This is a genomic window from Neobacillus cucumis, from assembly GCF_023715505.1.
This window is the reverse complement of the sequence record NZ_JAMBOH010000001.1, coordinates 406430-420233: the sequence shown is the minus strand read 5'-3', so window position 1 is coordinate 420233 and position 13804 is coordinate 406430. Positions and strand designations below refer to the sequence as shown.

The 13804-nt window shown below is 39.7% G+C and carries 12 protein-coding genes; 11 read left to right on the top strand and 1 reads right to left on the bottom strand.

Translation table 11 applies throughout. From position 1 onward, the window contains the following. Positions 1–15: 15 nt before the first annotated feature. From M3226_RS02200 to M3226_RS02150, 11 genes are all read left to right on the top strand, one after another. Complete coding sequence (locus M3226_RS02200) at positions 16–1314, top strand: dihydrolipoamide acetyltransferase family protein (protein ID WP_251562127.1); 1299 nt, start codon at positions 16–18, stop codon at positions 1312–1314. Positions 1315–1495: 181 nt separating this feature from the next. Continuing rightward, positions 1496–3391, top strand: a complete 1896-nt coding sequence (locus M3226_RS02195) for a methylmalonyl-CoA mutase subunit beta (protein WP_251562125.1) — start codon at positions 1496–1498, stop codon at positions 3389–3391. A gap of 37 nt (positions 3392–3428) precedes the next feature. Continuing rightward, positions 3429–5570 carry a methylmalonyl-CoA mutase gene (gene scpA, locus M3226_RS02190; protein WP_251562360.1) on the top strand — a complete coding sequence of 714 codons (2142 nt, stop codon included), beginning with the start codon at positions 3429–3431 and terminating at the stop codon, positions 5568–5570. Further along, entirely contained in the window at positions 5571–6698 is a 1128-nt protein-coding gene (meaB, locus tag M3226_RS02185; protein WP_251562123.1) for a methylmalonyl Co-A mutase-associated GTPase MeaB, read from the top strand. Between the two features lie 145 nt (positions 6699–6843). Then, positions 6844–7281, top strand: a complete 438-nt coding sequence (locus M3226_RS02180) for a BrxA/BrxB family bacilliredoxin (protein WP_098530093.1) — start codon at positions 6844–6846, stop codon at positions 7279–7281. 124 nt (positions 7282–7405) lie between these two features. Beyond that, positions 7406–8563 carry a M20 family metallopeptidase gene (locus tag M3226_RS02175; RefSeq protein ID WP_251562121.1) on the top strand — a complete coding sequence of 386 codons (1158 nt, stop codon included), beginning with the start codon at positions 7406–7408 and terminating at the stop codon, positions 8561–8563. Between the two features lie 207 nt (positions 8564–8770). After that, positions 8771–9547, top strand: a complete 777-nt coding sequence (locus tag M3226_RS02170; protein ID WP_251562119.1) for a transporter substrate-binding domain-containing protein — start codon at positions 8771–8773, stop codon at positions 9545–9547. 69 nt (positions 9548–9616) lie between these two features. Then, positions 9617–10276: an amino acid ABC transporter permease gene (locus M3226_RS02165; protein WP_098530096.1), complete on the top strand. Its 660-nt coding sequence runs from the start codon at positions 9617–9619 to the stop codon at positions 10274–10276. Beyond that, complete coding sequence (locus M3226_RS02160; protein WP_251562117.1) at positions 10269–10991, top strand: amino acid ABC transporter ATP-binding protein; 723 nt, start codon at positions 10269–10271, stop codon at positions 10989–10991. Before M3226_RS02165 ends, M3226_RS02160 begins: the two co-directional genes overlap by 8 nt. A 409-nt stretch (positions 10992–11400) precedes the next feature. Then, positions 11401–12390, top strand: coding sequence for an aromatic acid exporter family protein (locus M3226_RS02155; RefSeq protein WP_251562115.1), 990 nt, complete (start codon positions 11401–11403; stop codon positions 12388–12390). 50 nt (positions 12391–12440) lie between these two features. Next, complete coding sequence (locus M3226_RS02150) at positions 12441–12926, top strand: L,D-transpeptidase (RefSeq protein ID WP_251562358.1); 486 nt, start codon at positions 12441–12443, stop codon at positions 12924–12926. Between the two features lie 393 nt (positions 12927–13319). Here M3226_RS02150 and prli42 read toward each other — a convergent pair whose 3' ends face one another. Beyond that, positions 13320–13418 (bottom strand): stressosome-associated protein Prli42, encoded by a 99-nt coding sequence (gene prli42 / locus M3226_RS02145; RefSeq protein ID WP_176541180.1) that lies wholly within the window; start codon positions 13416–13418, stop codon positions 13320–13322. Between the last annotated feature and the right edge of the window lie 386 nt (positions 13419–13804).

Below are 13804 nucleotides of genomic sequence, written 5' to 3'. Positions count from 1 at the left end.
GGAGGTATGGAACTAGTGGCAACTGAACAAATTAGAATGCCTCAATTAGGGGAAAGTGTAACCGAAGGTACTATTAGTAAGTGGTTAGTAACTGTAGGTGATATGGTAAATAAATACGACCCGCTGGCCGAGGTAATGACCGATAAAGTAAATGCAGAAGTCCCGTCCTCCTTTACTGGTGTGATTAAAGAGCTGATTGCTGAAGAAGGAGAGACACTAGCCGTAGGGGAGATTATTTGTACAATTGAAGTTGAGGATAGCAGTACAGAGGACCCTTCTCTGGCGGTGAAGACAAATACGGAGGAAACAAGTAGGATAGAATCGGCACCTGCAGCAGGTCAAGAAAATAAAGCACGCTATTCACCAGCGGTTTTAAAAATTTCTCAACAACACGGCATTGATTTAACGAAAGTGTCAGGCACCGGTGCGGGAGGAAGGATTACTAGAAAGGATCTATTGAAATTAATTGAATCTGGTAATATTCCAACTACCGAACACAAGGTTGATCCCTTAAATGAATCAGTACAAAGTCCAGAAGTCAAACATGATGCAGCACAAGCTATCCCTAGTCAGCCCGCAGCGCTTTCGACCCCGGCAGCAGTTCCTGTGAAAACAGGAGACATAGAAATCCCTGTAACGGGGGTGCGTAAAGCGATCGCAGCTAATATGCTTCGCAGCAAACATGAGGCACCACATGCCTGGACCATGATAGAAGTGGATGCCACTAATCTTGTGGAATATCGTAATGGTTTAAAAGATGAATTTAAGAAGAAAGAGGGTTTCAATTTAACTTTTTTCGCTTTTTTTGTAAAAGCTGTTGCCCAAGCCTTAAAAGAATTCCCACAAATTAATTCTATGTGGGCGGGGGATAAAATTATTCAAAAGAAAGACATCAATATTTCTATTGCTGTGGCAACCGAAGATGCTCTTTACGTTCCAGTCATTAAAAATGCAGATGAAAAGACCATTAAGGGAATTGCCCGAGAAATCTCAGAACTAGCAGTTAAAGTGAGAACAGGAAAACTAAAATCAGAAGATATGCAAGGCGGTACATTCACGGTAAACAACACGGGTTCCTTTGGTTCCGTTCAATCAATGGGAATCATTAATTATCCACAAGCAGCAATACTTCAAGTGGAGTCAATCGTTAAAAGACCTGTTGTCATAAACAACATGATTGCAGTCCGTGATATGGTGAATCTATGTATGTCACTGGACCACAGGGTATTGGACGGATTAGTTTGCGGCCGTTTCTTACAACGAGTGAAAGAAATCCTTGAAAATACATCAAAATCAACCACAACTATTTATTAGCAATAAATTACCGCTGCCTGTACGGACAGCGGTTTTTATTATTAAAGTTATTAAGGACAAGATGAAGAAATTGATTAACCTACTTTTTACAATGGTTTTCATTGCTTGAAATCTATTTGTACCATAAAATAGAAATAAGTAGAATTAATTGAATTTTACTGCAATTCGGAAGAAAGGGGAGATGGAGTTGGAAAATATAAGAAATCAATCTTTTTTACAGAAAACAATTGATGACTGGAAGGCTAAAGCAGAAGCCTCTCTAAAAGGGAAAAAGATTGAATCCTTACATCGGCATACATATGAAAACATTTTTTTGAAACCGCTTTATATCCGAGGGGATGAGCATCCAGTTCCTAACTATTCAGGAGGCTCTGATTACCGGCGAGGGATTTATCCGCTCGGATATTTGACAAATTCGTGGAAGGTAGCACAGCAGTTATCTTACCAATCACCTGGAGAATTAAAAGAGAAACTTCATGCAGCCCTAGAAAATGGGCAAACTGCTATTTCCTTTAGGGTATCGGAAGCATTAATTGAAACAAATGACAGCCTTACGAGTGTTCTGGCAGGCCTCTATCATCAATATCCATTAGCGCTTAATACAAAAGGGTGGCATTCAGTGATTCTCAATGTATTAGCAAAAATGGCAGAGGACGAAAATATGACTGATAAAATTACAGGTTATATGGGTTCAGACCCGATTGCCCTATTTGCGGAGGAAGGGGCTGTTTCACGGGAGTTTATCGAGGAATGGAAGAAAGATATAAACAAGTTTAGTCAAAGGTTTCCACACCTTAACACCATACTCATTGATATAACCCCTTATCATAATGGTGGAGCAAATGCCGTTCAAGAGCTGGGAATTGCCATTGCGGTAGGGGTACATTATCTTGATATCCTTCAGGATGGTGAAATGGACCTTAATTTAATTTTTAAAAAAATGGTCTTCCAATTCTCTATTGGAAATAACTTCTTCATGGAAATTGCTAAACTTCGGGCAGCGCGGATACTTTGGAATCGTATAACTGAACTTTACAGTGCCAAAGATGAAGCCCGAGGGATGGTCATTTCTGCCGAAACCTCTACGTTTACAAAATCCTTACATGACCCCTATGTCAATCTTCTGCGGGCCGGCAATGAAGCATTTGCAGCCGTTATCGGAGGGGTTCAATATTTACAAGCTACTCCTTTTGACAGTCTTACAGTTACCACACCATTTTCAGAAAGAATTGCTAGAAATATCCAACTGCTCTTGAAACAAGAGGCACATCTAGAAAAAGTCATTGATCCAGCTGGCGGCTCTTGGTATGTGGAAGAGTTAACGATTCAGCTCGCTGAAAAAGCTTGGGAATTCTTCCAGCAAATTGAGGGCCAGGGCGGTATATTGAATGTTTTAAAATCAAATTGGCTCCAGAAGGAAATAGAAGCAACTTTTCTAAAAAGAAATCTAGATATTCAAACTAGGAAGCAAAGCATGATTGGAACAAATGTTTATGCCGATATAAATGAACCTGAACCAAATCCCAAGCCGAGGAGCATAAACAGTTTTTTTACAAATGGAACCTATTCATTAAGCAAAATAGAAGCCATACCAGCACGGAGACTTACGGAACCCTTTGAAAAGCTGCGAAGAAAGGCAAAGAAGCTCGAAGGGAAAATAGGCACCATTCCATCAGTAGGGATGATATGTCTTGGCGAAATAAAGCAGCATAAACCAAGGCTGGATTTTATGAAAGGCTATCTAGCTGCTGGTGGTTTGAAAGCAGTGGATAGCAACCCAATCTTAACTTTAGAAAATGCGAAACAATTTGTCTTAGAAACACCTACTCCCTATTTTTGTTTTTGTGGAACAAATGAACAGTACGAGTTAGCTGGTAGAAACATTCTAACAGCTTTAAAATCTGAATTTCCTGAACGTATATATTTCTTGGCTGGGCTCCCTGAAGTAGAAAAACAGCCCCAGTGGCAGAGTCTGGGTATTAAGGAGTTCATTCATGCGGGGACTAATTGCTATGAAACTCTATTAGATATCCTTACTGATATGGAGGTGAACACGATTGAAGAAACGAAAGCCTGATTTTCAAAGTATCCCATTGTTTTCTGACCAAAAATTCATGACAAAAGACGAGTGGGAAGTGAAAGTTAATCATGAAATTTCTTCTTCCATTGAAGATTTGCTGTTTGAAACAAATGAGCAAATATACCTTAAGCCTATTTATACAAAAGAGGATCGTGCAGGTTTAGAGCATATTGATGACCTTCCTGGACTGCCTCCCTATACGAGAGGACCGTATCCGACCATGTATGTGAATCGGCCCTGGACGGTCAGGCAATATGCAGGCTTTTCAACTGCTGAAGAAAGTAATGCTTTTTACCGCCGAAATCTTGCAATGGGGCAAAAGGGATTATCAGTAGCCTTTGATTTAGCTACCCATCGCGGTTATGACTCCGATCATCCTCGTGTAGTTGGGGATGTTGGGAAAGCTGGTGTTGCCATAGACTCCATACTTGATATGAAGACACTTTTTGCAGGAATACCCTTGGATCAAATGTCTGTATCGATGACAATGAACGGGGCTGTCTTGCCGATTTTAGCTTTCTTTATCGTAACGGCAGAGGAACAGGGAGTAAGCCAAGAAAAGCTTTCGGGCACCATCCAAAACGATATACTTAAAGAATATATGGTTCGTAATACGTATATTTACCCTCCTGAAATGTCGATGAAGATTATTGCGGATATCTTTGAATATACGTCCAAATATATGCCAAAGTTTAATAGTATTAGTATTTCTGGCTACCATATGCAAGAAGCGGGGGCTCCGGCCGATTTAGAATTAGCTTACACACTTGCAGATGGCTTAGAGTATGTCCGGACAGGTCTTAAAGCAGGCATCGATATCGATTTATTTGCACCAAGATTGTCCTTTTTCTGGGCAATCGGGATAAATTACTTCATGGAAGTCGCCAAAATGCGGGCTGCGAGATTCATTTGGGCCAAAATGATGAAGTCTTTTCAGCCGAAGAATGAAAAATCATTAGCGTTACGGACTCATTCACAAACGTCAGGGTGGAGTTTAACCGAACAGGATCCATTTAATAATGTTACGCGAACACTAATTGAAGCACATGCCGCGGCGATGGGGCATACCCAATCACTACATACGAATGCCTTAGATGAGGCAATAGCTTTACCAACAGATTTCTCAGCCCGGATTGCTCGAAACACTCAGTTGTTTTTACAGGAAGAAACAGGGATTACCGATGTAATCGATCCTTGGGGAGGCTCTTATTATGTAGAAAAACTGACAGATGACTTAATAAAAAGGGTTTGGACACACATTGAAGAAATCGAAGGGCTTGGGGGTATGGCTAAGGCCATAGAAACAGGTCTTCCCAAAATGAGAATCGAAGAAGCAGCAGCTAGAAGACAGGCGCAAATCGATTCTGGTAAAGAAACCATTATTGGTGTTAATCGCTACAGGCCTGAAAAGGAAGAAGCGATCGATATATTAGATATCGATAATACGGCCGTCCGTTTAAAGCAAATGGAGAAATTAACGGCTTTAAAAGCAGCTCGAGATAATCAAAAAGTGGAAGCGGCACTTAATCAATTAACAAAAGCTGCTGAAACAGGGAATCAAAATCTATTAGAACTTGCTGTTAAGGCAGCCAGAGTAAGAGCAACGCTTGGTGAAATATCTGACGCTATTGAGCGTGTGGCCACAAGGCATAAAGCCGTCATTCGTTCGATTAGTGGTGTGTATAGTACAGCCTTTAGCAATGAGGAAGAGATCATTGAAGTGAAGAAAATGTCAGATGATTTTCTTGAGAATGAAGGGAGAAGGCCAAGGATCCTTATTGCGAAAATGGGTCAGGATGGTCATGATCGGGGGGCAAAGGTCATTGCCACTGCTTTCGCGGATTTAGGGTTTGATGTAGACATTAGTCCGCTGTTCCAAACGCCAGAAGAAACGGCTATTCAAGCGGTTGAAAATGATGTTCATGTTGTGGGCATGAGCTCACTTGCAGCAGGTCATAAAACATTGCTGCCTCAACTTGTGGACGAACTAAAAAAAATGGGCCGAGAGGATATTCTGGTTGTCGTCGGCGGTGTCATCCCTTCCCAAGATTATCAATTTTTATATGACCATGGTGCAGCGGCCATTTTCGGACCGGGAACCATCATTCCTGTTGCTGCTCAAAAAGTGATTAGGGAGATTTATATAAAACTAGGTTATGAGGAAGTGTCGCCATAAATGGGGAAGGATCATAAACCGGAATGGAGTGACCCTAATAATCCTGACAGCTGTCAAAGCATCGTGCGACGAGGCAAGGAGCTTGAAAGTCAAACTGTCTCTTTTAAAAAAAATGTACGCTTTCAAAAACGAAATTCCACAGAACCATCCATTGACGTTCTTTATGATGGGGTGCTGAAGGGTGACCGAAGCCTGCTTGCTCGAGCGATTACACTTGTAGAAAGTAATGCTGATCAGCATTTTCAAAAAGCTCAGCAGCTGTTGAAGATGCTCCTGCCCAAAACGGGTAAATCCATTCGTATCGGTATAACCGGTGTACCAGGTGCAGGCAAGAGTACCTTTATTGAGGCTTTTGGTATATATTTGTGCAACCTAGGGTATCGGGTTGCAGTATTGGCTATTGACCCAAGTTCAAGTATCTCAGGCGGCAGTATTCTTGGCGACAAGACAAGAATGGAACAGTTATCAAGAAATAAGAACGCTTTTATTCGTCCGTCGCCAACAGGAGGAAAACTTGGCGGTGTACACAGAAAAACAAGAGAAGCGATGTTAATGTGTGAGTCGGCAGGATTTGATATTATTTTAATTGAAACCGTTGGTGTGGGCCAAAGTGAAGTAATTATCAGAGATATGGTTGATCTTTTCATTTTGCTTGTTTTGACAGGAGCGGGCGATGAACTTCAAGGAATGAAAAAAGGGATTATGGAACTAGCTGATATCATCCTTGTTCACAAGGCTGATGGAGCGAATAAACAGATAGCTGAACAAACAAGACAGGAATATAACCGAATTCTCCACTTCCTTCAGCCAGCTACAAAAGGTTGGAATACAAAGGCATATACTTGCTCTTCGATAACTCTTGAGGGAATTAACGAAATCTGGGGTGTTATTCAATCCTTTGCTGAAACTGGAAAGTCTTCAGGAGTTTTTGAGGAAAGAAGAAGAATACAAGCCAGGGAATGGTTTTATTCAATGATTACGGATCAGCTCCAATTTCTCTTTTATCGTCATAAAGAGGTTAAAAGTGCTCTTCCTAAGCTTGAAAATGAAGTGATTTCTGGAGAAATGACTGTAGCAGCAGCTGTAGAGACATTATTTGAAACCTTTTTATCAGAAACAAAAAGTTAACTTTACTAGTGAAAAAATTCTGGTACAGGAATTGGTATGTGCAAACAGTTCACATGCTTTGCCCAATAGATTTCATTTCATTTGGAGAAAATGCATTTTAACTGTTATTATGTAGTTATATACGGAATATAAGGAGTGTTTTTTGATGAGTATGAATTTTAATTTTTTCATGAATGATGTAGTTAACCAGGCACGTCAAGAAATTGCGGCTGCTGGGTATAAAGAACTTAAAACACCTGCAGAGGTAGAAGATGCCTTTGCTCAAAAAGGAACCACATTAGTGATGATTAATTCAGTGTGCGGATGTGCAGGCGGCATTGCACGCCCTGCAGCAGCACATGCGCTTCATAATGATAAACGCCCTGACCATCTAGTTACAGTATTTGCCGGGCAGGATAAGGAGGCAACCGAAACAGCTAGAAGCTATTTCACAGGTTATCCGCCTTCCTCCCCATCTTTTGCTTTGTTAAAAGACGGTAAGATACTGACTATGATTGAAAGACATCAAATTGAGGGCTTTGACCCTGCTACTGTAGTGGCAAAGCTTCAAAGTGAATTTGATCAGTATTGTGAAGAAGTATAAGGGTAAAATAAAAAAGGTCAAATCGTAAAATGATTTGATCTTTTTTTATTGTCTAAATACCATTTTTAGTGTATATTCATTAATTATTTTGTAACTTTAATCATAAAATCAGAGGTGTTTTGACATGAAGGAATTATTTAAAAATAATTTACTAGCTATACAAAACAAATTATGGGAGATTAATGATACCTTGTATTATCAACCAGAGCTGGGTGATGAAGAATTTGAATCTATGAAACTTTTAGTGGAATTCCTCGAGCAGCATCAATTTTCTGTCGAAAAAGGTATCGTTGGCCGTCCTACAGCCTTTAAAGCAGTTTATGATAGTAAGAAGGAGGGACCTACTATTGCCTATTTGTCTGAATATGATGCCTTGCCAGAGGTTGGACATGGGTGCGGTCATAATATGATTGGGACTATGAGTACTGGTGCAGGAGTTCTCTTAAGTAAAGTCGTAGATGAAATTGGCGGCCGTGTGGTTGTATTAGGTACACCTGCAGAAGAAACAAATGGCGCTAAAGTACCGATGGCGGAACAAGGAGTATTTGACGACATTGATGCAGCGATGATATTGCACCCGGCGGATGAATCCTATGAGAGTGGTGATTCGTTAGCCATGGATGCTATTCAATTTGACTTCCGCGGCAGAACGAGTCATGCAGCGGCATCGCCAGAAAAGGGAATTAATGCATTGGATGCCGTTATTCAATTATTTAACGGGATCAATGCTCTGCGTCAGCACGTTACTTCAGATGTTAGAATCCATGGGATTATTAAAGAAGGCGGTGTAGCTGCCAACATTGTTCCAGACAAAGCTATAGCTCAATTTTATGTTCGGGCAAAGGACCGAAACTACCTAAATGATGTTGTTAAAAAGGTAATTAGTATTGCGGAAGGTGCATCATCAATGACAGGTGCAAAAGTTCACATTGAAAACTATGAGCTGAGCTACGATAATATGGTTACGAACCAAACCTTATCCCGATTATTTACAAGGAATCTATTAACAACGGGTGTTAAACAGGTGAAGAAAGCGAAGGAATCTTATGGTTCGATTGATATGGGAAATGTTAGTCACGTCGTTCCAGCCATACACCCCTATATTGGTCTTGAATCGCCTGGGCTGATTGCACATACGAGGGAATTTGCTGACTTAACAATCACTGACAACTCTCACGAAATTCTAGCTAGAGGTGCTTTGGCCCTTGCGCTTACAGGATATGATTTAATCACAAATAAAGAAGTTTTTGAAAAGATGAAAAAAGAATTTCGTCAAGCATAGGTAATGGAAACATGACCTCTAAAGTACCTCTTCTTTAAGTGGTGCTTTTTTGGTGGATGAAATAATATTGGCATACCATATTTTTAGAATATTTTTATATTTAAAAAACATCTTTTCAAAATAAACAGGATGTGTTATTATTCACTTTGTTGAATAAAAATCCATTTTTAAATAACTATATATTTATATAACACAGGGGGTTCCACCATGAAAAAAACTATTTTATTTTTAACATTTATTCTTACATTAGTTGTTATGGCTGCTTGCGGTCAGAGTAATAAGGACGGGGCAACTGGGGAAAAAACAGCTGACAAGAAGGTATTAACAATGGCAACATCAGCTGATTTTGCTCCATTTGAATCAAGAGATCCATCAGGAAAGGTTGTTGGATTTGATATTGACCTTGCTAATGCCATTGCAGATGAATTAGGTTATAAACTAGAAATCAAAGATATGAAGTTTGATGGTCTTATCGGTGCATTACAAGCGAAGCGAGTAGATATGGTACTTGCTGGTATGTCGGCAACTGAAAAGCGCAAAAAAAATGTGGATTTTTCTACAGCTTATAACCATTCTGGTGAAATGTTCTTAACGAAAAAAGGTTCTACAATTAAAACGATTGATGATCTAAAAGGAAAAACCGTTGCAGTACAGCTAGGAACTATTCAGGAAGAAGGGGCTAAAACACTTCAGAAAAAAGTGGATTTTACGCTTAAACCTTTAGATAATTCAACAACGTTGATTCAAGAACTAGTAACGGATCGTGTTCAAGTAGCATACTTAGATAAATCAGTCGCAACAGGATACATGAAGGAACAGGGATTAGCTGGTTTTGATGATCCAACATCTAGTTCTCCAGGGATGGCTGTAGCTTTTCCAAAAGGCAGCAACTTAGTTGGTGATGTAAATAAAGCACTTCAAAAACTTGAAGAGAACGGAAAACTTCAAGAATTGAAGGATAAATGGTTAAAGGATCAACAATAATTAGTTAAGACCAAATTCATTAGTTCGTTTTGATGAAGGTAAAGAAAATATTGAAGTGAGGTGTAAGGCATGAATTTGGATTTTAGCCAAATTGTGCCTTATATTCCTTTTATTTTAGAAGGAATATGGGTTACATTAAAATTTGTTATTATTTCCATTATTTTAGGTTTTATCCTTGGTACTATTCTAGCGTTATTTAAAATTTCGCGTATTAAGGCTTTAAATTGGTTTGGTGACGCTTATACATCTATTTTTCGTGGTACACCATTAATTTTGCAATTAATGCTAATCTATTTTGCGATTCCGCAATTAACAGGTTATGACATATCACCATTTTTATCTTCAATTTTAGCTTTTGGTTTGAATTCATCAGCCTATGTTTCAGAAATCATCAGGGCAGGAATTCAAGCAGTTGATAAAGGTCAAACTGAAGCGGCCCAAGCGCTGGGAGTTCCTTATCGTCTTATGATGAAGGACCTTATATTGCCTCAAGCATTAAAAAATATTTTACCAGCTCTTATGAACGAATTTATTACCCTAACGAAAGAATCGGCACTTGTATCCACGATTGGATATTTAGATTTGATGCGCCGTGCGCAAGTGGTGGGAGCTGATACTTATCGGAATTTTGAACCACTTATATTTGTTGGATTAATTTATTGGATTTTAGTAATGGTGCTTACGCTGGCTGGTAAATGGGTTGAAAGGAGGATGAAATTCAGTGATTAAAGTTGAAAACCTCTATAAACAATTCGGGGAAAATGAAGTCCTAAAAAATATTTCTACTAGTATAGATAGCGGTGAAGTAGTTTCTATCATTGGACCTTCAGGTTCGGGCAAGTCAACTTTTCTTCGTTGTTTAAATTTGTTAGAGACACCGACGAAAGGAAAAGTGTGGATTAATAATCAAGAGATTACCGATAAAAAAACGAATATAATGAAAGTTCGAGAACAAATCGGAATGGTTTTTCAGCACTTTTATTTATTCCCACATTTAACTGTTTTAGAGAACTTAACATACGCCCCAATGAAAGTTAAAGGGGAATCCCGTGATACAGCTGAAGCAAAAGCTCGGGAATTACTTGCTAGAGTGGGTCTTACTGAAAAAGAAGCTGCTTATCCAAATAACCTGTCAGGTGGTCAGAAGCAGCGTGTAGCGATTGCACGTGCTCTTGCAATGGAACCAAAGTTAATGTTATTTGATGAGCCTACATCAGCGCTTGACCCAGAAATGGTAAAGGAAGTATTAACCGTTATGAAGGACCTAGCCCAATCAGGAATGACGATGGCTATCGTCACACATGAAATGGGATTTGCTCGTGAGGTTTCTGACCGTATAATCTTCCTTGATGAAGGGAAATTATTAGAAGAAGGCTCACCAAATGAATTTTTTAATAATCCTCGTACAAGCAGAGCAAAGGACTTTTTAGAGAAAGTATTGTAAAAAGTGAACCTTACATGTTTTTTTTTTTGCAAAGCAATTTTTCTTGAAAAACCTGTTTTAATAGGGATATGCTAAAGATGGTCTTTATGATCATCTTTTTATTTTTAGATAAGAGGGTATAAAAGTTTTTGACTTTGAGAATTGATAGCTCCAGCGCCTAGCCCCCCGAGGTCACAAGCTTATCCAGCTGTGGCTCCTTGGGACTGAAGTCATAAGCCACCCCCTGAAGAAGGCAAAGAACGCCTTCTTACAGGGTGCGTCTTATGCATTCGTCCCAGAACAGTCGCCTCCACATTTAAATCAATCCGTCCGAAAGGTTAAAAGGCAACCTTTCGGCCGGCTTGTCTTGTGGTTGTCGGGGCTGACCAAGGCGCATGCTCTTTTCTTATTCTAATCTAGGAGATAATTTATGAAATTTCGCATCGGTTATCGGACTATTAAAACGGCAGTAGGAACAGCTTTTTCCATCTTAATTGCACAGCAGCTAGGATTAAACAACTTCGCGTCGGCAGGGATTTTAACAATTTTATGTATCCAAGTTACAAAAAGAAGGTCACTTCGTACTGCGTGGGATCGTTTTTTAGCATGCGCATTAGCAATGCCTTTTTCGGCACTTTTTTTCGAGGGAATTGGTTATCATCCGATTGTTATTGGGGTAATGCTGCTCTTCTTTATTCCGATAATTGTTATGTTGAAGGCGCCTGACGGAGTAGTAACCAGCAGTGTCATTATTTTACACATTTTTATGGCTCACCATATATCATGGGCACTATTCTTTAATGAACTAGGAGTAATTACAGTTGGTATAAGTGTTGCACTACTCATTAACCTTTACATGCCGAGTGCTGATAAAAAACTTAGAGAATATCAAATGAAGATCGAAGGAAATTTTAAAATTATCTTTTGTGAAATGGTGAGGTACTTAAAAGAAGGCGAGAGCAGCTGGGACGGAAAAGAAATTACAGAAAGTGCCAAGCTGCTTGATGAGGCAAAAATGCTTGCGTTAAGAGATTTTGAAAACCATATACTCCGTGAAGAAAACCTATACTTTGAATATTTTAAAATCAGAGAAAAACAATTTGAAATCATCGAACGCGTTTTACCAATCGTCACTTCACTTACTAGTACGTTGGTCCAGGGAAAGATTGTAGCTGCATTTCTTGAGGAACTTTCTGAAAATATCCATCCTGGCAACACAGCCTATATCTATATCGATAAATTAAGAGGGATGAAAAAAGAATTCGAGGAAATGGAACTGCCTAAAACTAGAGAAGAATTTGAAGTCCGGGCATCTCTGCTGCAATTAGTTAAAGAAATGAATGATTATCTTATTATCAAAAGTTCTCTTTATGTAAAAGAAGTAATTGTGCATGATTCAAACAAGGTAAAGGCATACTAGGGGAAAAAAGGCAGGTGGCTGGATTGATTAAACTATTATCGCCTCTCCTCATGACTTTTTTTCTCTCACCACTTTGGCCATTAGGGTCAAATCCTATGCCTGGTGACCCCTTCCTCATTGTAAATAAAACAAAAAATGAACTAGCGCTTATCAATGATAATAAAGTGCAAACGATTGTCAGTGTTGGCACCGGCAAAACGCAAGAATTAACGCCGGAGGGGCTGTTTACGATTACAGTAAAGGCGAAGAATCCTTATTATCGTAAGAAGAATATTCTAGGAGGAGATCCCCAAAATCCTCTTGGATCTAGATGGATTGGTTTTGATGCAAAAGGAACAGACGGCCGTATGTATGGTATCCATGGAACCAATCGGCCAGCTTCCATCGGTAAATATGTCTCCCAAGGCTGTATCCGCACCCAAAATGAGGTGGTATCCTCACTTTTTCCATTAATCCCGCTTGGAACAAAAATATTGGTTACTTCCTCCAATAAATCATTTGAAGTTTTAGCAAAAGAAAATGGAGCAATAAAATAAGAAGGGGCTGTTCGATTTCGAACAGTCCCTTCTTATTTTTTAAGAGATAAGTAAAAAGTTTTTGACTTTGAGAATTGTCTAGCTCGAGCGCCTAGCCCCTCGATGGTCTACAGCTTATCCAGTTGCGGCTCCTTGGGACGCAAGTCTAGCCCTCCCCTGAGGAAGGCAAAAAGCGCCTTCTTGCAGGGTACGTCTTAGCCTAGAGTCCCAGGACAGTCGCCTCCACATTTAGGAAATCTGTCCAAAAGGTTAAAAAGCAACCTTTCGGCCGGCTCGTCATATGCTTGGCTACAGAAAGCTATCACTTTCTGTACGCATTAAGGGCGACTAGTCTTTGACCCTGCTTTCGCCGCAAGTCGATAAGTCGCCCTATATCGGCGCCTTGCACTTTTCTTATGATAAATAACTTGCAATACCTAATAGGAGGGTTGAGGCCAACATAGCAAAAAGCATTAGATAGACGATAATTTTTCTTGTTTTCTTTTTAGACAATTTAAGAACCTCCTTCTTTATGAGATTAGAAAGAAAAGTTTTTGACTTTGAGAATTGTCTGGCTCCAGTGCCTAGCCCCTCGATGGTCTACAGCTTATCCAGTTGCGGCTCCTTGGGACGCAAGTCTAGCCATCCCCTGAAGAAGACAAAAAGCGCCTTCTTGCAGGGTACGTCCTAGCCTAGAGTCCCAGGACAGTCGCCTCCACATTTAGGACAATCCGTCCAAAAGGTTAAAAAACAACCAATCGGCCGGCTCGTTATATGCTTGGCTACAGAAAACTATCGCTTTCTGTACGCATTAAGGGCGACTAGTCTTTGACCCTGCTTTCGCCGGCAAGTGCGCTTTTCTTACTTTCATAAGCTTTATTCTTATTTTACTAGGAAAA